Source organism: Streptomyces sp. NPDC033229, assembly GCF_055576875.1.
Window position 1 is genome coordinate 232,394 of sequence record NZ_JBVIQR010000003.1, and the last position, 22,728, is coordinate 255,121.

21 protein-coding genes and 1 pseudogene are annotated in these 22,728 nt (G+C 73.1%); 2 read left to right on the forward strand and 20 right to left on the reverse strand.

Going from position 1 to position 22,728, the window contains the following annotated elements; translation table 11 throughout:
• Positions 1-58 precede the first annotated feature (58 nt).
• The 8 genes and pseudogenes from ACZ53N_RS04525 to ACZ53N_RS04560 form a co-directional block, all read right to left on the reverse strand.
• Positions 59-658 carry a hypothetical protein gene (locus tag ACZ53N_RS04525; RefSeq protein WP_469139488.1) on the reverse strand — a complete coding sequence of 200 codons (600 nt, stop codon included), beginning with the start codon at positions 656-658 and terminating at the stop codon, positions 59-61.
• Between the two features lie 137 nt (positions 659-795).
• Positions 796-2,355 carry an acyl-CoA synthetase gene (locus ACZ53N_RS04530; protein ID WP_469139489.1) on the reverse strand — a complete coding sequence of 520 codons (1,560 nt, stop codon included), beginning with the start codon at positions 2,353-2,355 and terminating at the stop codon, positions 796-798.
• 14 nt (positions 2,356-2,369) lie between these two features.
• Positions 2,370-3,518 carry an NAD(P)H-dependent flavin oxidoreductase gene (locus ACZ53N_RS04535; RefSeq protein WP_469139490.1) on the reverse strand — a complete coding sequence of 383 codons (1,149 nt, stop codon included), beginning with the start codon at positions 3,516-3,518 and terminating at the stop codon, positions 2,370-2,372.
• A gap of 97 nt (positions 3,519-3,615) precedes the next feature.
• On the reverse strand, positions 3,616-5,913 hold the full coding sequence (locus ACZ53N_RS04540; protein WP_469139491.1) for a serine/threonine-protein kinase: 2,298 nt from the start codon (positions 5,911-5,913) through the stop codon (positions 3,616-3,618).
• A 218-nt stretch (positions 5,914-6,131) separates the two neighbouring features.
• Positions 6,132-6,263, reverse strand: a pseudogene (locus tag ACZ53N_RS04545) (response regulator transcription factor); the annotation flags it as partial.
• Between the two features lie 211 nt (positions 6,264-6,474).
• Entirely contained in the window at positions 6,475-7,551 is a 1,077-nt protein-coding gene (locus ACZ53N_RS04550; protein ID WP_469139492.1) for an SDR family NAD(P)-dependent oxidoreductase, read from the reverse strand.
• Between the two features lie 335 nt (positions 7,552-7,886).
• A complete protein-coding gene (locus ACZ53N_RS04555) occupies positions 7,887-8,282 on the reverse strand; it encodes a peptidase inhibitor family I36 protein (RefSeq protein ID WP_469139493.1) in 396 nt (131 codons plus the stop codon).
• Positions 8,283-8,396: 114 nt separating this feature from the next.
• On the reverse strand, positions 8,397-8,714 hold the full coding sequence (locus tag ACZ53N_RS04560; protein WP_130880981.1) for an ArsR/SmtB family transcription factor: 318 nt from the start codon (positions 8,712-8,714) through the stop codon (positions 8,397-8,399).
• A gap of 99 nt (positions 8,715-8,813) precedes the next feature.
• On the opposite strand from ACZ53N_RS04560, the gene ACZ53N_RS04565 reads away from it, so the two are divergent.
• Positions 8,814-9,122, forward strand: a complete 309-nt coding sequence (locus tag ACZ53N_RS04565) for a putative quinol monooxygenase (protein WP_469139494.1) — start codon at positions 8,814-8,816, stop codon at positions 9,120-9,122.
• Between the two features lie 15 nt (positions 9,123-9,137).
• On the opposite strand, the gene ACZ53N_RS04570 is transcribed toward ACZ53N_RS04565, so the two are convergent.
• The 3 genes from ACZ53N_RS04570 to ACZ53N_RS04580 form a co-directional block, all read right to left on the reverse strand.
• Positions 9,138-10,337 (reverse strand): acyl-CoA dehydrogenase family protein, encoded by a 1,200-nt coding sequence (locus ACZ53N_RS04570; RefSeq protein WP_469139495.1) that lies wholly within the window; start codon positions 10,335-10,337, stop codon positions 9,138-9,140.
• Between the two features lie 193 nt (positions 10,338-10,530).
• Positions 10,531-11,325 (reverse strand): phosphatase PAP2 family protein, encoded by a 795-nt coding sequence (locus tag ACZ53N_RS04575; RefSeq protein WP_469139496.1) that lies wholly within the window; start codon positions 11,323-11,325, stop codon positions 10,531-10,533.
• A gap of 282 nt (positions 11,326-11,607) precedes the next feature.
• Positions 11,608-12,486, reverse strand: coding sequence for a LysR family transcriptional regulator (locus ACZ53N_RS04580; protein ID WP_469139497.1), 879 nt, complete (start codon positions 12,484-12,486; stop codon positions 11,608-11,610).
• 165 nt (positions 12,487-12,651) lie between these two features.
• Here ACZ53N_RS04580 and ACZ53N_RS04585 point away from each other — a divergent pair, with 165 nt between their 5' ends.
• A complete protein-coding gene (locus tag ACZ53N_RS04585; protein ID WP_469139498.1) occupies positions 12,652-13,443 on the forward strand; it encodes an alpha/beta fold hydrolase in 792 nt (263 codons plus the stop codon).
• Positions 13,444-13,564: 121 nt separating this feature from the next.
• On the opposite strand, the gene ACZ53N_RS04590 is transcribed toward ACZ53N_RS04585, so the two are convergent.
• From ACZ53N_RS04590 to ACZ53N_RS04630, 9 genes are all read right to left on the reverse strand, one after another.
• Complete coding sequence (locus ACZ53N_RS04590) at positions 13,565-14,659, reverse strand: discoidin domain-containing protein (protein WP_469139499.1); 1,095 nt, start codon at positions 14,657-14,659, stop codon at positions 13,565-13,567.
• Positions 14,656-15,219, reverse strand: coding sequence for a phage tail protein (locus ACZ53N_RS04595; RefSeq protein ID WP_469139500.1), 564 nt, complete (start codon positions 15,217-15,219; stop codon positions 14,656-14,658). The genes ACZ53N_RS04590 and ACZ53N_RS04595 overlap by 4 nt, the downstream gene beginning before the upstream one ends.
• 5 nt (positions 15,220-15,224) lie before the next feature.
• Positions 15,225-17,192 (reverse strand): putative baseplate assembly protein, encoded by a 1,968-nt coding sequence (locus tag ACZ53N_RS04600; RefSeq protein WP_469139501.1) that lies wholly within the window; start codon positions 17,190-17,192, stop codon positions 15,225-15,227.
• Entirely contained in the window at positions 17,189-17,632 is a 444-nt protein-coding gene (locus ACZ53N_RS04605) for a GPW/gp25 family protein (protein WP_469139556.1), read from the reverse strand. Before ACZ53N_RS04605 ends, ACZ53N_RS04600 begins: the two co-directional genes overlap by 4 nt.
• Before the next feature lie 5 nt (positions 17,633-17,637).
• Positions 17,638-17,910 (reverse strand): PAAR domain-containing protein, encoded by a 273-nt coding sequence (locus ACZ53N_RS04610; protein WP_469139502.1) that lies wholly within the window; start codon positions 17,908-17,910, stop codon positions 17,638-17,640.
• A gap of 76 nt (positions 17,911-17,986) precedes the next feature.
• Entirely contained in the window at positions 17,987-19,849 is a 1,863-nt protein-coding gene (locus ACZ53N_RS04615) for a VgrG-related protein (protein ID WP_469139503.1), read from the reverse strand.
• Positions 19,850-19,853: 4 nt separating this feature from the next.
• The gene (locus ACZ53N_RS04620) at positions 19,854-20,654 is read right to left on the reverse strand and encodes a CIS tube protein (protein ID WP_469139504.1); all 801 of its coding nucleotides are present in this window, start codon (positions 20,652-20,654) and stop codon (positions 19,854-19,856) included.
• A 5-nt stretch (positions 20,655-20,659) separates the two neighbouring features.
• Positions 20,660-21,091, reverse strand: a complete 432-nt coding sequence (locus ACZ53N_RS04625; protein ID WP_469139505.1) for a phage tail protein — start codon at positions 21,089-21,091, stop codon at positions 20,660-20,662.
• A 30-nt stretch (positions 21,092-21,121) separates the two neighbouring features.
• Positions 21,122-22,654: a hypothetical protein gene (locus tag ACZ53N_RS04630; protein ID WP_469139506.1), complete on the reverse strand. Its 1,533-nt coding sequence runs from the start codon at positions 22,652-22,654 to the stop codon at positions 21,122-21,124.
• Positions 22,655-22,728: the final 74 nt, after the last annotated feature.

Below are 22,728 nucleotides of genomic sequence, written 5' to 3' on the forward strand. Positions count from 1 at the left end.
ACGGGGGCGCACCGCGCGGCATCGCGCGGTGCGCCCTTCGTCGTGGTCCGGGCGCGGGTCAGACCCAGAGCTGGACCGCTTCCAGCCGCAGTGAGCGGCTGGTCGTGCCCACGGTGACGGGGTTGCCGCGCACGGACCCGAGCCAGCCGAGGTTCTGTACGTGCGCGCGGGCCGCCACGGAGCCGGAGTTGACGCCGATCGAGAGCGCTTCCATCCGGCGGGACTGGCCCGTGGTGCCCACGACGACGTTGGTGTAGTCCGCGCCGCAGCGGGTGCCCTGCCAGCCGATGTCCTGCAGATGGGCGTTGAGGCACAGGCCGCCGACGTTGCCGGTGGCGACCTCCAGGGCCTCGACGGCTCTGCTCTGGCCCGTGGTCCCCGCGATGCTGCCGTCACAGACGGCCGACTGCCAGCCGATGCCCGCGACATGGGCGCGGTAGCACACGATGCGGGCGTCCGGTCCGGCCGTCGCCCGCTTGCCCAGTTCGGCCCGCACCGCTTCGGCGGCCGTGCGCGGCGCACCGGCCGTGGACTGGCCGCGCCCGCTGTCCGCGGCGGCCGGGCCCGCGTGGGCGGTGCTCATGCCCGTCGCGCCGAGCACAGCGGTGACGGACAGGGCGAGCAGGGCTTTTCCGCTCCTGGTGACGAAGCCGTTCACAGTGTTTTCCTCCTGTTGATGGCTGACAGCGGACATGTCTAGCGAGCCGGGGAGGAGAGCGGAAGCTCGTGGGCCGAGGCGGCCGGGATTGGTGCGTGAGGGGCCGGGTCCGGGTGTGCCGGGCGGGATCGGGCGGGTCAGACCGAGCGCTCCCGGCCTTCCCAGTAGGGGGCGCGAAGCCGCCGCTTGTAGAGCTTGCCGTTGGGGTCGCGGGGCATGGTGGCGATGAAGTCGAGGGACCTGGGGCGCTTGTAGCCCGCGAGCCGGTGCTCGCAGTGGGCGAGGATCTCCGCGGCGAGCGCCCCGTCCGGCGCCCGGCCCCCGGCGGGTTCGACGACGGCCTTGACCTCCTCGCCCCACTCCTCGTGCGGGATGCCGAAGACGGCGGCGTCGGCGACGGCGGGATGGGCCAGGAGGACGGATTCGATCTCGGCGGGGTAGATGTTGACGCCACCCGAGATGATCATGTCGATCTTGCGGTCGCGGAGGAACAGATATCCGTCCGCGTCGAGATGGCCGATGTCGCCGACGGTGAAGAAGTCACCGATGCGGTTCTTGGCCGTCTTGCTCTCGTCCTTGTGGTACGCGAAGCCGCCGGTGGTCATCCGCATGTAGACGGTGCCGAGTTCACCTGCGGGCAGCCGGTTGCCGTCGTCGTCGAAGACGGCGAGTTCGCTGATGGGCCAGGCCCTGCCGACCGTGCCGGGCTTCTTCAGCCAGTCCTCGGCGGTGGCGAAGGCACCGCCGCCCTCGCTGGCCGCGTAGTACTCCTCGACGCAGGGCCCCCACCAGTCGATCATCGCCCGTTTGACGTGGTCGGAGCAGGGGGCGGCGCCGTGCACGGCGTGCCGCATCGACGACACGTCGTAGGCGGCCCGGACCCGCTCCTCCAGGGCCAGCAGCCGCTGGAACTGGGTGGGGACCATATGGGTGTGCGTGCACCCGTGGCCGTCGATGAGACGCAGCATCTCCTCGGGTGTCCACTTGTCCATCATCACCAGCCGGTGCCCGATGTGCAGGGAGGCGGCGGCGAATTGGAGGACGGCCGTGTGGTAGAGCGGCGAGCAGACGAGGTGGGTGTTGCCGTCGAACGGCTTGATGCCGAAGATGCCGAGGAATCCGCCGAGGTGGGACTCCTCGGGCGGCCGGCCGGGCAGCGGGCGGCGGATGCCGCGGGGGCGGCCGGTGGTGCCGGAGGTGTAGTTCATGACCCAGCCGAGGGTTCGGCCGTCGGGCGGGGTGGCGGGCTGTCCGTCGAGGAGGTCGGTGTACGGGCGGAAGCCGGTGATGCCGCCGACGGCGTAGCGGCGGTCGGCGGGGGTGCCGGCCTCGTCGGCCGCGGCCGTCGCGGTGACGGCGAACCGTTCGTGCGCGATGAGGACCTCGGCGCCGGAGTCGGCGACGATCCAGGCGATCTCCGGGCCGACGAGGTGGTGGTTGACCGGGACGAGGTAGAACCCGGCCTGGGCGGCGGCGAGGTAGGCGGTGAGGAGCTCGACGCCGTTGGGCAGGACGACGGCGAAGGCGGCGCCCGGTCGGAGCCCGGCGGCGCGCAGCCCGTGCACGAGGCGGTTGGCGGCGGCGTGCAGTGCGCCCGCGGTCCACTCCCGGCCGTCCGGGGCGACGAGCACGCGCCGGCCGGGGTCCGCGGCGGCCTGTGCCCAGAAGCCGTTGGGGTGCTGGAGGGTGTCTGCCATGGCGGTGCTCCTCCTCAGGTGTCCGTGCCCGTGTCCGTGCCCCTGCCCGTGTCCGTAGTGGCGGCGCGTCCGGCGATGCGCTGGAGACGGTCGAGGGCGTGCTCGAAGCCCGCCGTCAGGTCGTCGAAGACGGCTTGGACGCTGCGCCGAGCGGTCATCCGGCCGACGATCTGTCCGACGGGCGTACCCAGCAGCGGCTCGGTCTCGTACCGCTGCACACGGGAGACGGCCTCGGCGACCAGCAGTCCCTGGAGCGGCATGGGGAGCGCGCCGGGGCCCGCCGGGTCGTCCCAGGCGTCGGTCCACGCGGTGCGCAGTTGCCGGGCGGGTTTGCCGGTCAGGGCGCGGGAGCGGACGGTGTCGCCGGAGCCGGCGGCGAGGAGTTTGGCGGTCAGGGCCGGGGAGTTCAGCTCGGCCTCCTCGGTGGTGAGCCAGATCGAGCCGAGCCAGACGCCCTGCGCGCCGAGGGCGAGTCCGGCGGCGATCTGCTCACCGGAGCCGATGCCGCCGGCGGCCAGGACGGGCAGCGGGGCGACGGCCCGCACGAGTTCGGGCGTCAGCACCATGGTGGCGATCTCGCCGGTGTGGCCGCCGGCCTCGTAGCCCTGGGCGACGACGACGTCGATGCCGGCGGCGACGTGGTGCGCGGCGTGCCGGGCGCTGCCCGCGAGCGCGGCGACGAGCATGCCGTGGTCGTGGGCGCGCCGGACGACGTCGGCGGGCGGCGGGCCGAGGGCGCTGGCGAGCAGCTTGACGGGGTAGTCGAAGGCGACGTCTAGCTGGGAGCGGGCGACCTCTTCCATCCATCCGGTGATGCGCCAGCCCGAGGCCTCGCCGTCGGGGAGTTCGGGCACGCCGTACCGGGCGAGGGTCTCCGCGACGAACCGGCGGTGCCCGGCCGGGATCATCGCCTCGACGTCGGCCTCGGTCACGCCCTCGACCTTCTTGGCGGGCATGACGACGTCGAGCCCGTACGGTTTGCCGTCGGTGTGCGCCTGCATCCAGTCGAGGTCCCGGGCGAGGTCGTCGGGGGTGCTGTAGCGCACCGCGCCGAGCACGCCGAGGCCCCCGGCCCGGGAGATGGCCGCGGCGACCGCGGGGAAGGGCGTGAAGCCGAAGACGGCGTGCTCGATTCCCAACTGCTGGCTCAACTCCGTCTGCATGGGCGGCAGGATGCCGCAACAGGCCGGACGAGGGAAGAGCATTCCTGATGCTGCGTCAGGTGCAAAGGGCCGGGAGCGTCGCGCCCGGCGCCCGGCGTCAACGCGGGTGGTGGGCCCCGTGCGGGAAGCGGGTCTGGCGCAGCGCCGCGACCTGGCGGTACAGCTCGTGGGCCTCGGCGGAGCGGCCCAGTTGCTCCAGGCAGTGGGCCTCGTCGTTGCGGCTGGCCAGGGCGTCGGGGTGGTCGGCGCCCAGGACCCGCTGACGGGCCTGGGCGACATCGCGGTAGACGGCGAGCGCGTCGGTCCAGCGGCCGAGCCAGCCGAGCCCGACCGCGACCTCGCGGCGGCTGACGAGGGTGTCGGGGTGGTCCGGGCCGAGGACCCGGGCGCGGATCGCGCAGACGTCGCGTGCCTCGGCGAGTGCCTCCTCCCAGCGGCCGAGCCGGCCGAGGTTGACGCCGAGGCCGTGCCGGGCGCGCAGGGTGTCGGGGTGGTCCGGGCCCTGCGCACGGGTGCGGACCACCACGAGGTCGCGGTACAGCTCCAGGGCCTCCGCGCTGCGGCCGAGCCGGCCCAGGCAGATACCGGCCTCGTAGCGGGCGGCGAGGGTGTCGGGGTGGTCGGCCCCCAGCGCCCGGGCACGGGCGGCCGCCACCTCGTGGTACGTGTGCAGGGCCTCGGCCCAGCGGCCCAACTGGCCGAGGGCGTAGCCGACCTCGTAGCGGGTCACGAGCGTGTCGGGGTGGTCGGCGCCCAGCACGCGGGCGCGCGCCACGGCCACGTCCCGGGCCATGCGGTACGAGTCCTCCAGCCGCCCGAGTCTGCTGAGGTTGTAGGCGAGGTTGTGGCGGCAGCGCAGCGTGTCCGGGTGGTCGGCGCCCATGGTGCGCTCCCGGGCGGCGAGCACGTCGGCGTAGACCTGATGGGCCTCGAAGTGGCGGCCGAGCTGCCCGAGTACGTACGCGGTCTCCTGGCGGGCCGCGAGGGTGTCGGGGTGGTCGGGGCCGAGCACCCGCTCCCGGCCGTCCGCCGCCTGGGCGTATTCACGCAGCGCGTCGGCGGGGCGGCCCAGCCGGCTGAGGGTGAAGGCCACTTCGTACCGGCTGGCGAGGGTGTCGGGGTGGTCCGGCCCGAGGACGTGCTCGCGCTCGGCGGCCACGCCGCGGTGCACCTTGCCGGCCTCGTCCCAGCGGCCGAGGCGGGCCAGGCTCAGCCCGGCGCTGTGCCGGCTCGCCAGCTCGGCGAGGACCTCGGGGGGCGGCGGCGGGCGCTCGGTCCCGGTGGCGGCGGGGGTCGGGCGGCGGGGGTCGGTGACGCCGTTCCACGCCCCCGTCCAGGATCCGGTGAGGGCGACGGCGGGGTGCGGCGGGGGCTGGAGCGGTCCGGTGCCGGCCGCCTTGGAGCCGGTGGTCATGTTCCTGGCCCAGCCGGGCAGCCGGGGCGGCTCGGGCAGCCGGACGGAGGCCCGGACCGGCCGGGCCCTGCCCTCGGGCAGCGTCCGGTGCGGCGCGGTACCGTCCCCGCGTACCCCGCCGGGCCGGCCCGCCGCGCGCAGCCGCGCGATCCGGGCGACGAGTTCGCCGGCGTCGTCCGGCCGGTCACCGGGCTCCTTGGCGAGCAGGTCCAGGACGATCCGCTCGAAGGCCTCGGGCAGTTCGGGGCGCCGCTCGCGCGGCGGCTCGGGCTGGGTGTCGCGGTGGCCGACGAGGACGGCCCAGGCGTCGTCCATGTCGAAGGGCGGGGCACCGGTGGCGATCTCGTAGAGGACGCAGCCCAGCGAGTACAGGTCGCTGCGGTGGTCGACGTTGCCGCCGCCGATCTGCTCGGGCGACATGTAGTGCGGGGTGCCCATGGCGATGCCGGTGCCGGTGAGGCGGCTGGTGAAGCCGATGTCGTGGCCGAGGCGGGCGATGCCGAAGTCGCAGATCTTCACGGTGCCGTCGGCGACGCGCATGATGTTGGCGGGCTTGAGGTCGCGGTGCACGACGCTCTGCCGGTGGGTGTAGGCGAGGGCGGCGCCGACCTGCTCGGCGATGTCGACGACCTCGGGCACGGGCAGGGGGCGCTGCCGGTGGTCCTCCAGGAGCTGGCTGAGGTTGCGGCCGTCGAGCAGCTCCATGACCAGGTACAGCACGCCTTCGCACTCGCCGAAGTCGTGGACGACGGTGATGCCGCGGTGCTGGAGCGCGGCCGCGACCCGCGCCTCGCGCCGGAACCGCTCGCGCAGCACGCGCAGATAGGACTGCTCGTGGTGGGGCCCCATGGGCTTGAGGCACTTGACAGCCACATGACGACCCAGCGACTCGTCGCGGGCCCGCCACACCTCGCCCATCCCGCCCCGCCCGATCAGGTCGAGCAGCTGGTACCGGCCCTGGATCAGCCTGGTGTCCGCCATCGGTGTGCCGCCGCCCCCGTCGAATTCGCTGTGCCGCCCCCGGCCCCTCCAGTATGGCGGCCGGTCCGCGCGGGTTGTAGGCGGAAGGGCGGCTCCCGGCGCTCGCGGTCCGCCCCGCCGCCACCGCCCCTTTCCTCCGCGGCTCCCGCGCGCCTGCCCGGCCGGGGTCGCCGCGTACTGCTGTGACGTAGGGGCCCGCCCCCTACGCCCGTGGCGACGAGGTGCGTCTCCCAGGCCCAGGCGGCGATGCCCACCCGGTTGCGGACCTTCAATCTGTCCTGGATGTTGGCGATGTGGGTCTTGACCGTGCCCGGGGTGATGAACAGCTCGGCGCCGATCTCGGCGTTGGTCGGGAGGAGCAACCCCGTCGGGGCACGCGTGGGCACCTGCATGGGCCCGGCCCCCTTCGCCCCGGTGGTCGAGGGCGGCTTCACGGTCCGTCACGCGGAACTCGTCACGCAGCCGCCTCGGGCCGCCCGGGGCCGCTGACCGCGGGTCCGGTCGTGCGCGGGGTCCGGACCGGACGGGTGGCCAAGACGTCGGCCGTCGGCCGGTTGGGCGTCAGGCAGTGGGCAGGGTGACGGCACCGAGCTGGAGCAGCATGCCCAGCCAGTCCTCGCCGAACCACGCGTCGGTGATCTTGCCGTCCCGGACGGTGTAGATGCCGATGCCGAGCCATTCGGCCTTCTTGCCGGTGGCCGGTACCCCCATGAACGCTCTGGAGTGGGTGGCGCTGCCGACGAACCGGACCACGACCTTGTCGCCGCTCGCGACGATGTCCTTGACGTCCAGGCGCAGGTCGGCGAGGGCACCCCTGTTCGCTCTCATGAACCCCTTCCACTCGTCGAGGCCGTGGCACTCCCCCAGGCTGCCGCCCTGGCAATGGAGGTCTTCCGCCCACAGTTCATCGACGAGCCCGATGTCGCCGCCGTTGACCACTTCGTCGAGGTGTCGTCTGACGACGGCTACGGGGCGGGGCGGGGCATCGGCTCCCAGCAGGACGCGTATCGGTGGCTCGTCCAGCTCCACGAGGCGGCGGACGGTGTCCGCGACCTTCGCCGGGTTGTCGGCCGCGCGGCGGAAACCACCCCGGCGGAGGTCGGAGCCGGAGCCGGAGTCGGAGCCGGAGTCGGAGCCGCCGGGCTCGATCACGGTGACCTTGATCCCGAGCGGGGCGACGTCGCGGGCGAGCACCTCACTGAAGCCGCTCACGGCCAAGTCGGACAGGTGACACGGGGAGAGGCCCGGTACGGATATGTTGAGGATGTGCCCCTTCCCCTGACGGCGCAGCACGGGCAGGGCCGCCTTGGTGACGTTGACGACCCCCAAGAGATGGGTGTCCTCGACGGCCGTCGGAACGGATATCGGGTGCGCGTGGCCCGCGTTGTTCACGACGATGTCGATCCTCCCGAACGCCCGCACCGCCGCGTCGACGGCCTCGCGTGCCGCGGCCGGGTCGGTCACGTCGAGTGGGAGGGGCAGGACGACGCCCTTGCCGTAGGACCGTGCGAGTCCGTCGAGACGCCGCGCGTCGTGGGCGGTCGCGGCTACACGGTCGCCGGCGCGCAGAGCCGCTTCGGTGATCGTCCGCCCCGGGCCGTGCGTACTCGCGGTGATGAACCACACCCTGTCGTTCATACGCGTCTCCTTCTTCGGGTTCCGGCATTCCAGCCACTGCTGGGCTGTCCGGAGGGTGACCAGCGTCGGCGAACAACGCCCCCTGGGGGCACCCCTCCCGCAGAACTCCCCACCGAAAGGGACTCGCCCGATGTTGTCGCCCTGCTCAAGTCGACCGTGAGGGCTGACCGTGGCCCCCACGTCGCCCACGCCGTCAAGAAGCTCTTCGGCCACGAAAGCCGGGGCACGGTCCGGCGCGCCACCGGCCCCGTGCCCGCCGGGTTCAGAAACGCCGGTACGGACCCTGGAGGTTCTCCCCTCCGGGGCCCGCACACAGGTGTATATGTCCCTTGTCGCTACTGGGGCTTGAAGGAACGGATCTGGTAGTTGCCCTGCAGATTGCCGCCCGAACCGGCCGGGGTGGAGCCCACGCGGTTACGGCGGTGGTTGGTCGTGGTGTAGTACTGCACCCGGTGCCCGGCTCGATTCCATACGGAGCGGACATTCTGCCCCCGCTGGATGAAGGCACAGTCGTCGGCGGTGTTCGCCTTGCTGTACTTCAACCACTGGCAGCGGGATCCCCCGCCGTTCCAGTCGCTGTAGATGCAGAAGTGTCCGAGATCGCAGTTGAAGGCCGCCAGGCGGGTGGGGGCCGTGGGGAGCGTGGAGGACGCGGTCGCGGTGGGTACGGCGCCGAGGGCGGCGACGGCCAGGGCGACAGCGGCGGTGGCGAGCGAAGGAAAACGACGCATGGCAAGGCTCCATTTCCTCGTCGGCTGAGCAGGGTGGCGAGCGGGCAGGAAATGCCACCCTTCAGCCCAACGAGGCGTCCAAGGACAGGAAACGGGCGGCTCCCGCTCCTGGGCTCACTCCTCCGGCTCGGCTGCCACGATGCCCAGGAGTCCGGGAAATCGCTGTTCGATGTCGGCCCGGCGCAGGCTGGCCATGCGGCTGTTGCCCCGGTCGACCTGCCGGATCAGCCCGGCCTCGCGCAGTGCGCGGAAGTGGTGCGTGACGGTCGCCTTGGAGACCGGCAGCCCGAAGGAGCTGCACGTCCGCGCCGCGCCGTCGGGTTCGGCCGCCAGTTCGCGCACCACGCGGCGGCGCAGCGGATCCGCCAGCGCGGAAAGTACCGGGCCGAGCTCGATCTCCTCGACGCTCGGGTGGCCTTCACCGTCGGGCATGCGGGACACCCCCCTTGAGGTATGGATTGCATCGTACCTACGAGTTCGGTAGCGTCCGGCAGGTACGAGATTGATTGTACCTATCAGGGGGAACCCTTCATGACTCAGCCCTTCGCCCTCGTCGGCACCGCACGCCCCAAGCCCGAACGCGCCGAGGAGTTGAAGCAGCTTCTGCTCTCGTTCGTCGAGCCGACCCGGCAGGAGTCCGGCTGCCTGGAATACCACTTCCACGAGGATCGCAACGACCCTGGCGTCTTCGTCTTCTACGAGGCCTGGCGCTCCCGGGCCGATCTCGACGCCCACCTCGCCCTCCCCCACATGCACGCCTTCCGGGAGCGGCGCATGGACTACCTGGAGACCGACCTCGACATCCGCTTTCTCACCATGCACAGCCCCTACCAGCGATGACGAGCGCGATGACGGTCAGCGGCGCACCCTGGGCATGCCCAGCCCGATCCAGGAGATGATCTCCCGCTGGATCTCGTTGTTGCCGCCGCCGAACGTGAAGATGACGGCACTGCGGTAGCCGCGTTCCAGTTCTCCGTGGAGGACGGCGCCCGCGGAGCCCTCCTTCAGGGGGCCGGCCGCGCCGAGGATCTCCATCAGCCAGGCGTAGGCGTCCCGGCGGGCCTCGGATCCGTACACCTTGACGGCCGAGGCGTCCTGCGGGGTGAGCGTGGCGCGCTGCAGGGCGTCCACCATGCGCCAGTTGAGCAGCTTCATGGCGTCGAGCCTGAGGTGCGTGCGGGCGAGCCGGCCGCGGACCCAGCCGAGGTCGATGACGCGTCGGCCGTCGGCGAGCTTGGTGTCGGCGGCCCAGCGCTGGACCTGGCGCAGGGCGCTGATGGCGGTGGCGCCGTGGGCGGCGAGGGTGACGCGCTCGTGGTTGAGCTGGGTGGTGATCAGCCGCCAGCCCTGGTTCTCCTCGCCGACGCGGCGGGTGGCGGGGACCCGGACGTTGTCGTAGTGGCTCGCGGTGGTGTCGTGCGAGGCGAGGGTGCGGATGAGGGTGCAGGAGTAGCCGGGGTCGGTGGTCGGCACGAGGAGGATGGTGATGCCCTTGTGCGGCGGCACCCCGTCCTCGACGGACCGGGTGCGCACGGCCAGCCAGACCCAGTCGGCGGTGTCGCCGTTGGTGGTCCAGATCTTCTGCCCGTTCACCGTGTAGTGGCCGGTGACCTCGTCGCCGTCGCGCACCGCGCGGGTCTTGAGGGAGGCGAGGTCCGTCCCGGCGTCGGGCTCGCTGTAGCCGATGGCGAAGTCCAGCTCACCGGAGAGGATCTTCGGGAGGAAGTACGCCTTCTGTTCGTCGGTGCCGAACTGCATGATCGTGGGGCCGACGGTGTTGAGGGCCATGAGCGGCAGCGGCACGCCCGCCTGCGCGGCCTCGTCGAAGAAGATGAACTGTTCCATCGGCGTCATGCCGCTGCCGCCGTACTCCTTCGGCCAGCCGGCCCCGAGGCGGCCGTCCGCGCCGAGTCGGCGGATCGTCCGGCGGTAGAAGCGCTTCTGCTCGGCGGGGTCGAAGTGACGGGCGTAGGCGTTGTCGGGCACCAGCGCGGCGAAGTACTCCCGCAGTTCCGTGCGCAACCGCCGCTGTTCGGGGGTGTACTGGAGATCCACGGCCCCTCCAAGGTCCCGCTGGTCCCGGTGGCTGTTCCCTGGTACCGGCGCGGGTGCCCCGCGACGACGGCGCACACAGTAGAACGCGTTACAGAAATACGGAAGGGGTGGCGGTACGCGAACGGCCCCGGGGGCCGGTGGGCCCCCGGGGCCGGCCCGGGCGATCAGAGGAAACAGATAAGGAACAGAGGGCTCAGCGCGACGCGTGCTTGCGGTGGCGGCCGCCCCCGGCCGGTGCGCCGGGTGCTCCGGCCCGCGTCTGCCCGGGCACGTACGCGATGCCCTGGGCCATGGCGGCCTCCCGTGCGAGGGCTTCCCGCTCCTGGGTGAGCCCGTAGCGCTCCATCAGCGGCACGCGGTGCAGCTGCGGCAGCAGCCAGGTGTGCCACACGCCCGTCACGAAGGTGATCGCGGAAGCGGCGATCAGTACCGAGCCGAAGGTGTCGGTCGGGTAGTGGGCGCCGACGTACATCCGGGAGAAGGCGATGAGCAGCACCGCGAACACACCGAGGACGAGAACGGTCCTCCGGTGCCGGGTCTCGCGCAGCAGGAAGTACGCGGCGATCACGGCCGAGACCGTGAAGGCGGTGTGGCCGCTGGGGAAGCTGTTGGAGCCGATCTCCGGGTCCAGCATGAACTGCCTCGGCGGCCGGGGCCGGGCGACGAGGGCCTTCGCGATCTGCGTGCTGTTCCAGCCGATGGCCACCACCAGGAAGGTGGCGACCGCCTTCGTGGGCTTGCGCCGCACGAACAGCAGCCAGCCGCTCCAGACCGCGAGGATCAACAGGCCCGCGATCGGCGAGGCGAGGGCGCTGGCGCCCTCCATCACGTGGTTCAGCCAGCCCGTGCGGGTGTTGGTCTGGATCGTGCGGTCCAGCTGCAGGTCGTGCGGCTGGATCAGCTTCGTGTGCGCGGCGACAAGGCCCAGCGCGATCGCGGTCGCGAACAGCAGGATGGAGTTGCGCAACCAGTGGCGCACGTAGGGCATGGGCGGGGCGTCCTTTGGATCTCTGTCGGTGGGTGCGGCGGGGCGGTACCGAAGCGGCAGGGCACGCGGAGGTGACGAACACACGTCGCGCGGATGTCATCGGCACGGCTGTATGACAAAAGCTACACGCGATCACCGCGTGCCCCACCGGCGCGCCCGGCCCACGACGGGCCCCGCACCGACACCCTGGGGCCGACGCCTCGAAGCCGTGGCAAGGTTGTGACGTTTTACCCCACTACGCGGTGCGGGATTTCAGCAGAACGACGGACCCGTCACCACCGGTTACGCGGAGTGGCACGCCTCGATCAGGGCGCGCAGCCCGGCCCGGGGCGGATCGGGCCGCACGGCGAGGTAGGTGCGCATGGCCGGGGCGGGGTCGCGCAGCGGGCGGAAGACGACGCCGGGGACCGGGAGCTGATCGGCGTGCGGCGCGTAGAACACCGTCCAGGACGGCGTGCCGAAGCCGATGCCGGCCAGGGTGTCCTGGTCGGTCGTGAACTCCGCGCCGAACCGCGGCTCGAATCCGGCCGCCCGGCAGGACCGCGTCACCAGTTCGTACAGCGCGGGGTTGCGGGACCGCGAGGACAGCCGCAGGGGCAGGGCGGCGAGGTCGGCCATGTCGATCACGCCGCGCACAGCGAGGTCATGGCGGGCGGGCAGGGCGACCATGAGCGGGTCGTGCCACAGCGGCAGCATCTCCAGCTCCGGCTCGCTCCGCTCGCCGCGCAGCAGCGTCGCGTCCAGCTCGCCGGACCGCACCCGCTTCAGGCGGTCGTCGGTGGTGCCGGTGACCAGTTCCAGCTGGGCGTCGGGGGCGAGCCGGGCGAACTCGGCGAGGACGGCCTCCAGCCGCACGCCCAGCCCGGAGCTCGAGCCGAGCCGCAGCGTCCCGGCCCGCTCCGCGCGCAGCTCGTCGATCGCCGCCCGGGCCCGCGACCCCGCGGCCAGCACCTCGCGGGCGTGCGGCAGCAGCCGTCGGCCCGCCTCGGTCAGCCGTACGCTCCGGGTGGTGCGGTCGAACAACGGGACGTCCAGTTCCCGCTCCAGGCGGCGCACCTGCTGGCTGACCGCCGACTGCACGATGTGCAGCCGCTCGGCGGCCCGCCCGAAGTGCAGTTCCTCGGCCACGGTCAGGAAGTACCGCAGCTGCCGGATCTCCATGCCCACCCCGTCGACCGGCCGGCCCGCAGCCGCCGCGATTGATCACTTGTCGTGATGAGTGTATGCGCGATTCCCCACTTGGTCGCCGGTCCTGATCGCGATGAGGTGGGCCCACCGGCGCATGGCACACCGGCGCACGGCACACCAGCGATCGAAGGAGTCGGCATGACGTACGTGGATGTGAACGGCACCACGCTCTACTACGAGGACGAGGGCACCGGACGGCCCCTGCTGTTCCTGCACGGCTGGGCGACCAGCGGCCGGGTGTGGGGCGCGCAGCTGCCCGACTTCGTCCGGGACCACCGGGTCGTCACCGTCGACTGGCGCGGCTGCGGCCGGTCGGCCCGGCCCGCCGGGGGCAACACCATCGACGGGGTGGTCACCGACCTCGTGGCGCTCGTCGGCGCGCTGCGCCTGGACCGTCCGGTCGTCATCGGCTCGTCGATCGGCGGCGTCTTCGCGACCGAGCTGGGCGCGCGCCACCCGGAGCTGATCGCGGGTGTGGTGTCGGTGGACGCGCCCGCCTACTGGCCTTCGACGATGCCCGGTCTGCTCGGCGGGCCGGTCGAGGGGCTGCGTCGTGACCGGGCCGGTACGGTCGCCGGGTGGGTGCCCGAGTGGTACGCGCCGGGCACCCACCCGGCACTGATCGACTGGACGGTCCGCCAGGTCCTCGATTCGGGCGTCTACGTCGACGACCAGCTCCCGCCCTTCGCCTCCTACGACCCCCGGCCGTTGCTGCCCGGCCTCCGGGTGCCGGTCCACTACATCCACGGCGAGCTCGACACCCAGATACCGCTCGACGTGGCGCGGACCTGCGCCGCGCTCACGCCCGGCGCCGAGGTGAGCGTGATCGCCGGGTCGGGCCACCTTCCGCACCAGGAGCGGCCGGCCGAGTTCACGGCGGCGCTGCGGGCCGCGCTCGCCCTGATGACGTCGGCTCCGGCCGCCGTCTGACGGCCACCACACGCAGCCCGACGATCCGCACCCCGACCACAGCCGTCCGCCGAGCCACCACGCGCGGCTCGGGTGCCCCTCCTCGTCGGATCGGACAGTCGGATCGGACAGTCCGGGCCCCTCACCGCCGGCCGAAGAACTCCACCTCGGCGACGGCGAGCCGCCGGTCGAGGCGGATGCCGAAGTCGGCGTCCGCCGTCAGCCGGATGCGTACGACGTCGGAGCCGCGCAGGGCGAAGGTCTGCTGGCCGGGCTGGTCCCGGAGGGTGACCGTCTTCGTACGGTGCTGGCCGTCGGCGGTGACGAGCAGCACGGTGATCTTCGCGGGGCGGGCCTCGGTGAGGAATTCGTCCTGGTTGACCGAGCTGCCCGGGGTGATCAGCAGCTCCCGCAGCCGCACCGGCTTGTCGAAGTCGGCCTCCAGGTACTGCCCGATGCCCGAGCCGGGGTTGACGGGCGCCCAGTACCGATTGTTGAAACCGTCGAAGGCCGCGCTCGCCGGATGGCCGGGCGCCTCGCTGGAGGCACGGACCTCCGTCGGGCGCAGCGCCTCCGGCTTGGTGGTCCGGTCCTGGGTGAAGGTGAAGACCTCGGGGAGGTGGGAACGGCCGAACCAGACCGCGAGCAACAGGACCAGCAGCGTCAGGGGCAGCGCCAGGCGGGGCCGCCGCCAGGTCCGGTGCCGGGGTCTGCTGCCTGCCGCCAGGGCGCGGTCGGAGCGCCAGAGGATCCGGCGCCACCAGGGCGTGCGCGCCCGGTGGGGCGGTGGTGCGGTGTCGAGGACGGCACCGCAGCGGCGGCACAGCTGCCGGTCGTACGGATTGTCCGTCCGGCACTGCGGGCAGGGCCGGCCCGCCGGTCGCCCGGGTGGCGCGGGGTGGTCGGCCGCGTCGGCTTCCGGGGCGGCATCCGGCCCGCCGTCGGGCCCAGGCTCCGGGCGGTCGCCCGGACGTCTGGGGGCGGCCGGGGGTTGCGCCGGGGCGGGTGGTGGTGTGCGGGGGGCCGCCGTGGGCCTGGGGGGCACGGACGGCGGTGGGGTGGCGGACCGGGACGCGCGCGAGGGCTCGGGCTCGGACGCAGGGGCAGGCGGGGTCGGGGTGGTGGCGGGTGACGGGGGCGCGGGGGCCTCTCGCTCCTCCCACTCCAGGAAGGCTCGGCAGGAGGCGCAGAACCGGTCTGCGGTCTCGTTGCGGTGTCCGCAGTCGGGGCAGGTCATGACGGGTCCGCTCCCTCCGCCGCTGAGGGCAGCAGCTCGACCCGGTACGCGAGGTGCGCGGGTATCTCCGCGGCGACGAGCCGCTCCAGCCGGGCCCGGTCGATCCGGTCCGGTTCGGGCACCCGCAGCCGGACCGTGACCGACGCCCCGGCCGAGCCGGGCAGCGCGGCCCCCGGCACCGGCGACCAGGTGGTGGCCCCGCTCTCGTCGATCTCCGGCTCGGTGCCCGTCTCCAGCCGCACCGCCGCGGCCAGCCCGCGCCGTGTGCCGCGCCGCCGGTGCCGGGCGACCGCTTCGGTGACCACGGCGCGCCGCTGGTCCTCCGGCCGCCCGGCGTCGGCCTCCACCGCGAGCCAGCCCGCCAGATAGGCGAGGAAGTCCGCGGGCGCGGTGCGCGGGTGGAGGTACGCGGGCAGGTTGTCGAGTGTGAGGTGCAGCGGCGCCAGCACCTCGTCCAGGGCGCCCAGGAAACGCTGGAGGAAGTCGTGTTCGAGGTAGAGGGCGGGCAGTTGGTCCAGGAGGGGGTGGGGTGTCGGCAGGCCGGGGATCGTTCCGCGCACGTCGGTCAGTCCTCCCTCACCCGGAGCTGGTGTTCGTAGCTGAACGCCAACGCGTGCCGGTCGAGCGTGATCTTCGCGGTGGCCTCGGCCCTCCGTCCGGTCACGGGATCGGCGGGGAAGAGCCGTACGTCCTCCACCAGGTCGACGCCGGGCACCTGTTGGAGCACGCCGAACACCTCGCCGGAGTGGATGGGCCGCCCGAACGGCCAGCCCTGCCCGGCCGGGCCGCCGGTGAGCGGGTTGAAGTAGCCGTAGAGGGCGGCCAGTGCCGTCTCGCGCAGCCGGTCGACCGCGACGGCCCGGCCCGCCCGGACCGAGGCGACGACGGTGACGCCCTGGTAGTAGGGGGGTTCGACGACGAGCCGGGTACCGATCGGGCGGCGCTCGTCCAGATACGCGGCGACCATGGCGAGGGTGTCCGGCGGCGGGATCAGCTCGTCGAAGTCGATCCGGCCCTGCGCGTCACTGCGACCGGCGGGAACGACGAGGAGGCGCACGCCACCGGTCCGGTCCTCCCCCTCGGCCCCGTCGGCCCGGCCCGCCGGTACGCACTTCACGCGGGCGGCGTCCGGCGCGACCTCACGGGCGAGCTGTTCGTAGTCGTGCGGGACGACGGCCCGGTGCAGGGTGCGCAGGGTCATCGGGCCGCGGACGCGGGCGTTGGCCACGCTCTCGCCGTCGACGCCGCCGAGCGCCGGGCGCCGGTTGTGCACCCGGGCCACGTAGGGCAGGGAGCTGCGCAGCACGCGCAGCGCGCCCCGGGCGACATTGCCACGGCGGCCGCCGCCGGTGCGGTAGGCGCGTACCCGGACCGGGCTGCCCTTCGGGGGCACGGCGCCGTACAGCCGCAGGGTGCCGTCCTGTTCCCGTACGGCCGGGCCGAAGTCGACGCGGCCGGAGGTGGGGTCGAGGGTGATGTGCCGGTCGGTGGCGGTGGAGTGGGCGAAGTCGTCGACGCGTGTCCACTCGACCCAGCCGTCTCCCTCCGCGACTTCGACGACGAACGGTTCCTCCGCCGGCACCACCGGTGGCCGGGCGACGCGGAAGGCCTGGCCCGGTACGCCTTCCGACGGGCCGAGGTGTTCCTCGGTGACGGTCTCGGCGTGGGCGGCCTCCACGGTGCCGCCGAGGGTGAACGCGGTGATCTGCCGTACGGTCGGCGACGCGAGGTAGGCGGGCTGGTCCGGGGCGGCTTCCCGCAGTCGGCAGCGCAGCCAGCCGGCCGTGTGGCGGGCGACGACGGAGGCGCTGTGGGTGGCGGGCATGTGCAGGATGACGTCCCCCGCCTTGTTGAACGCACCGGTGTCGTCCTGCTCCACCTCGCAGGGCGCCCAGGCCTCGCCGTCCCATGCCTCCCAGACCAGCGGCGGGCGGCGGGGGTCGACGCCCACGCCGTCGACCCGGCAGTCCAGGCGCAGCACGAGGACACAGCCGGGCACGGGGTTGGTCAGGCCGATGTAGAGGCAGTCGCCGGGTGCGGGCGGGGTGGTGAAGCAGGGCACGTCGCGGCCCAGGGCCAGTTCCTCCGAACGGTCCGTGGCGTTCCCGGATTCGGGCCGGGTGGCGAGGTGGGCGAGGGCGCACGGCGGCACCGACAGATCACGGCTCGTGGTGAAGACCACGGCCTCCTCGGTCTCGGTGCGTACGGTCGCGACCTCCGTACCGGCCTTGATCCGCACCGTCTCCGGCTGCGGGGCGGAGAGCCGGAAGGTGACCTCGGTGCGGGCCGCCGTCGGTGGGTAGAGCCGCACCCCGATCAGGTCGAGGAAGGCGAGATAGTTCTTGTCCGGGACCCGGTTGAGGCGGTAGACGAGCTGGTCGACCATGGTGGCGAAGGCCTCGATGAGCGTGACGCCCGGGTCGGAGACGTTGTGGTCCGTCCACTCCGGGCAGCGCTGCTGCACCAGCCGCTTGGCCTCGTCGACCAGCGTCTGGAACCGGCGGTCGTCCAGGTTGGGGCCGGGGAGCGTCATGAGCCCTCCTCGGGGCGGAGGTCGTGCCCCGCGGCGGGGTGTGCGTCGTGCTGCGGGATCACGTAGAAGGGGAAGACGAGGTTGCGCGGGTCGTTGGCGCCGCGGATCGCGTAGCTGATGTCGATGTAGAGCACCCCGTCGTCCGCCTCGTCGAAGCGGACGGCGACGTCGGCCACCTCCACGCGCGGCTCCCACCGCTCCAGGGCGAGGCGTACCTCGTAGGCGAGTTGCCCGGCCGTGCCGGCGTCGGCGGGCGCGAAGACGTACTCGCCGAGGGCGCAGCCGAACTCCGGGCGCATGGGGCGTTCACCGGGCGAGGTGCCGAGGATCAGTCGGATCGACTCCTCGATCTCCCGGTCCCCGCCGACGAGGGCGATGCCGCCGGTGGCGTCCGTGCGGGGCGGGAACGCCCAGCCCGCACCGATGAACTGCTGGGGCACGTGGCTCACCCGCCGATCAGCACGGTCGGGCAGCCGGAGACGATCGGGGAGCCGCAGCCCGTCGGGTCGCCGACGCGCGCGGCCGGGAGGCCGCCGATCAGCACGTCGGCGCTGCCCGAGACGATCGTGGACGGCGGGTGTGCGGCGGGCGAGGCGCAGCGGTGCGGGGTGCCGACGGTGGCCGCGGGACTGCCGCCGATCAGCACCGTGGGATCCCCCGGCGGACCGACGGTACCGGGGTGGCCGGTGGGATCGCCGACGCGTGCGGCTGCTGGCATGTGCGGTGCCCCTCTGCGTGGACGTCAACTACTGGATCCATGACCTCGACCGCTGGTCCCGACCTCTTCGACGACATCAATTGATCTTCACCAGGGGCGCGTTGACGGATACGGTCCGGCCGCCCTTGACCTCGGTGCGGGTGGTGCCGTTGACCGCGACCTGGTTGCCCTGGACCTCCACGGCGCCGGTGGTGGCCACCGTCACCTGGCCGTTTCCGCCGTCCAGCCGCACTCCGCTGCGAGCCGTCACCTTCACCGAGCCACCGGCGAGTTCCAGCGTGCCGTCGCCCGCGTCCAGGGACACCCCGTGACCCGCCTTGATCGACACCCGTTGCCCGGCGTCGATCTCCACGGTGCCGTCGCTGTGCAGCACGATGGTGGTGCCCTTGCGATCGAGGTCGATCTTCAGCTTTCCGTCGCCGGTGACGAGCCGTACCCCTTGCGGGCCGTTCGCCGTGTCGAGGAGTTCGAGTTTGTTGCCGTCGCGGGATCCGAAGGCGCGCTTGGTGACGGCGCCGCTGGTGGGGTCGATGGTCGCGCCGTCCTGGCCGTCGGCGCCCTGGGACGGCTTGTCCTGCCCGTTGTAGAGGGCGCCCAGCACGTACGGGCGGTCCAGGTGCCCCTGCTCGAAGCCCACCAGCACCTCGTTGCCGACCTCGGGGACGAACACCTCGCCGCCACCGGTGCCGCCCGCCTGCGCGGTACGGGCCCAGTCGCTCGCGTACGCGTCCGACAGCCACGGGAAGCCCACCTTGACCCTGCCCAGCCCCTCGGGGTCCTTGGTGTCCGTGACCGTGGCGTTGACCAGCCCGGACACGCCCTGGTGGGGGGAGGCGCCGCCGCCGGTCAGCCCGAACAGCGAACGTTCCTGCTGCCCGGAGACCGAGATCCACGTCTCGTACCCGCGCAGCGAGTCGAACACGTGCCGCGAGGAGGTCACCGTGTACCGCCCCTCGAAGGGCGCACCGACCCCGGTCAAGGTGACCGCGCCGCCCGCCCGGACCGCTGGGTTGCCCCGGATGACCGCCTCCAGCTCGGCGAAGGACCCGGCGATGCGTTCGGCCAATGCCCCGGCCGCCTGGTCCACCTCCGCCTGTGTGCCGTACGGGGCGTCCGTGACCACGTAACCCGCTTCCCCGAACGGCGCGGTCACCTGGGCCGCGGTGACACCCAGCTCCAGGGTCCGGGCCTTCCCCGCCTCCGCGCGGCCGACCAGCGGCTGTTTGGCCCGTACGTCCCAGCCGCGCACCTCGACCGCCGAGACCTGCTCGGCCGCCGACACCCCGGCACGGCAGCGCAGCAGATTGACGCCCATCTCCAGGACGAGCGGGTGCCTCTCGGCCCGGGCCGAGACATCGGGCGCGTCGCCCGCCTCCGTCGGCCGGGTGACGTGCACCTGCCCGTCGGCCACGTAGAGCTGTGCGCCGGCCTCCTCGGCCAGGCCCCGCAGGAACTCCCAGTCGCTGATGTTGGGCTGCGCCACGTGCTCCAGCACCGGGCCCGCGATGTCGACCTTCCCCGGGCGCAGTCCGGACCGCTGGGCGACGCGGACACAGATGTCGGCGAGGGTCATGTTCTGGTAGCTGGCCACCCGGCGGCCGCGGAAGAGCCGGTAGGACTCGTCGAGGCCGCGTACGACCGTGAAGGTGCCGGTGTCATCGATCTCCACCTCCAGCGCGGTGACGCTGCCGGTCAGCAGCGGCCGGGGCGCCGGGCCGCCGCCGCCCGCGCGGGCCAGCAGCCGCACCTTGGTCCCGACGGCGATTCCCGCCTGTCCCAGCAGCACCCGGCCGGGGTCGCGGAAGCGCAGCACGAACAGATCGGGCAGTGTGCGGCTGTCGTCCACATAGCCTTCGACGAGGGTGTTCGCCAGTGCCGGCGGCAGCGGGCGGCCGCCGAACTCCACGAGCACGGACTTGGCGACGCTCTGTTCCGCCATCTGCTCACCGCCCCACGGGGTCGTCGTCGTACGGACCGTCCGGGTGCCGGAGCCGGTCCAGCTCGTCGAGGGCGGGGAGCAGCAGTTCCCGGCCGTTGGTCAGCCGCATCGGGTCGTCGATGTCGTTGGCCTCGGCGATGACCCGCCAGGCGGTGGGGTCGCCGTACTCGCGCCAGGCGAGGTGCGCCAGCGTGTCGCCGGTCTGCACCCGGTGCACCCGCCGGGCGTGCAGCGCGCCGGAGGTCGGGTTCTGTCCGGGCGTCTCGCCACTGATCTCCTCCATCGTCACCTGGCACACGGCCCGGACCGGCACACCGGAGGTGGTGAACAGGGTGTACTTCACCTGCACTTGGCTGACGTAACCGGGGAAACCGGTGAGTCCGCCCCAGTGGAACACCACCCACGGCGGGGAGGACCTCTGCTGCTGCCGCGTCTCGTCGGTCGGCACACAGCAGGCGAACAGCCGCTCCACCGCCTTCACCACGCTGGTGTCGTGGGTGTCGCTCGCGTCGAAGAACATCTCGACGGTGAGCTTGCTGGGCTGCGGTCCCTGGTACTCCGGTGGACCGGCGCTCTTCGCCCCCTTGGCGGGGGTGCGTTTCCACGCCGCCGCCTTGGTCAGGCTCAGCTCCTTGGGGTTGAACTGGAAGTCGATCCGCCCGCAGGGGCCGCCCGGGGTGAGGCCACCGCCGGGCGGCGGGGTGCGCAACTCCAGGTAGGCGTGCTCCAGTTTGGGCCTGGCCCCGCCCCCTCGGGCCGCGGGGCCGCCGGTACCGGCGGCGCTGAACGCCACGGGTGCGCTCATCGGCCTCAGCCCTCCATCACATAGCCGTGGTGGGCGATCTCGATGGTCTCGGTGGCCACCTTGGGCGACTCCGGGTTGAAGGACGGTCCGGTCCAGCGCACCGGCACGACCTCCAGCAGCCCCCACTGGGCGACCTTGCGGCCGTCCCCGGTACGCGCCTCGATGTGCGCCGTCCGGCGTTTGAAGCCCGTGGTCATGCCGGCGAACCACTTGGCCACCTTCTCGGTCTCGCGGGTCAGCGGCCGGGACAGCTTCACATTGGGGTACTTGAGGCGGGTGGGCAGCTGCCACAGATACCCGTTGTTGCCGCCCTCCTCCCGCTGTTCCAGCACCACTTCACAGCCGAGACCCTCGCAGGTGTTGAACGATCCGAGTTCGATGCCGTCGACGGTGACGACGAAGCAGACACTGACCGCCGGGTCATCGGTTACGGGCATGCGCTGTCCCCTCTGCTCTGCTGTGTTGTCTCAGTGCCGGGTGTCGATGAGGAAGCCGGCCCGCTCGCGTTCGAGCCTGAGCTCGGCCTTGAGCAACCGGCTGAGCGGGGCGAACAGGGCACGGACCAGTTCGTCGGTCACAGCGGGTGCGGTGCCTTGGGGGGTGCCTTTGGCTTCGGGGTGACCGGTGGTGCCGGGCGGGGTGGGATCGGGGCCGGGGCCGGGCTCGGGTGAGGGCTCGGGGCCTGATCCCGGGGGCGGCGGTTCGAGCGGGGGGCCCGGTCCCGGGGGCGGGGGCTCGGTCGGTGCGGGACCGGGAGCGGCGGTCTCACGCTGCACGGCGGGCAGCGATCGTGACGCCCGGAAGACGACCGAGCCGTCGGCCATGCGCTGGGCCACTCCCGCGGCGACGGCCACCGCGCCGGCGTCGAGCATGCGGGCGGGCTGTTCCGCCCGCTCGGGGGACGGCGACGTGGCCGGGGAGCCCGTCAGCCGCTGCACGGGGGCGGCGGGAAGGCCGACGAGGGGCGGTGACGGTACGGGGGCCGCCGTCCAGGGGACGACGGGGGTGGGCGCCGTGCTGGTGCGCTGGACGGGGGGTGGTGCCGTCGCCGGAGCGGGCCCGGACCATCGCACGGGAACGGCTGCCGGGGCCGGTGGTACGGGGGCGGGGCCGGCCGGGCCCGTGGGGAGCGGTCCAAAGACGCCGGAGAAGAGGGGCAGGGATCGCTGGGCGACCAACGGGACGGTGGGCGTCACCGTTCTCGGAGAGGGGCCCGGATCGGTGTGTGCCCCGGTGCTTGCCTCGTCCGGTCGGCCGTCGGCGGCGATGCGCTGGAGCGGCACCGGCGGATGGGCTCCGGGGGGCGCCGGTCCGTTGGGCGGGGCCCCCAGCGGGGATTCGCCGAGCAGCGGACGTGCGGGGGCTGCGGGTGCAGGTGCTGCGGGGACCGCGGGTTCAGGTGCTACGGGAACTGCCGGGATGTCTGCGGTGACGTCGGGGCTGACGGCCTCCGGTTCGGTCGGGGCGGGCAGCGGAGGGAAGGCGGCTGGAGAGTCCCCGGTGCTCGCGACGGGTGTGCGCTGTGCCGTCGGTGGCAGCGCGGTGAGGGGCGCGCCCAGCCCGAGGCCGTGCGGCGTGGCGGAGCGTTGCACAGGGGACCGTGGGGGCGGCGGGGCGGGGGCACCGGGGGCGGGCTCGTGCTCCGGAGTGAGTGCCGGGCCCGGGGCCGAGGCCACCGGCTCCAGTTGATGGACGAACGTCTCCAGCGGCCTGGCCGACACCAGGGGTTCGCCACTGACCACCCGCTGGAGGGGAACGGGTGGCGCCGGTGGCACCGCTGCCCGGCTGACTGCCGGGGCGGGCTCGGACGCTCCGGACACTGGTGTCGCGGCACGCGTCGCCAGCCCGTGGCCGCCTCCGGCCGGCGCCTCCGGACTGACCTCGTGGCCGAGCGGAGCAGTGGTGAAGGAGGCGTTCCGCCAGGTGTTGAGAGAGCCGCGAAACCCGTCCGGGTCGGTGACGAGAGCCGCGTCACCGAGGGTACGTTGCAGAGGTGGCAACTCCCGCCAACCGTCCGCGGGCCCGGCTGGGGAAGGGGATGCCGGCGCATCGGCGGGCGCTTCGGCGTCGCGGC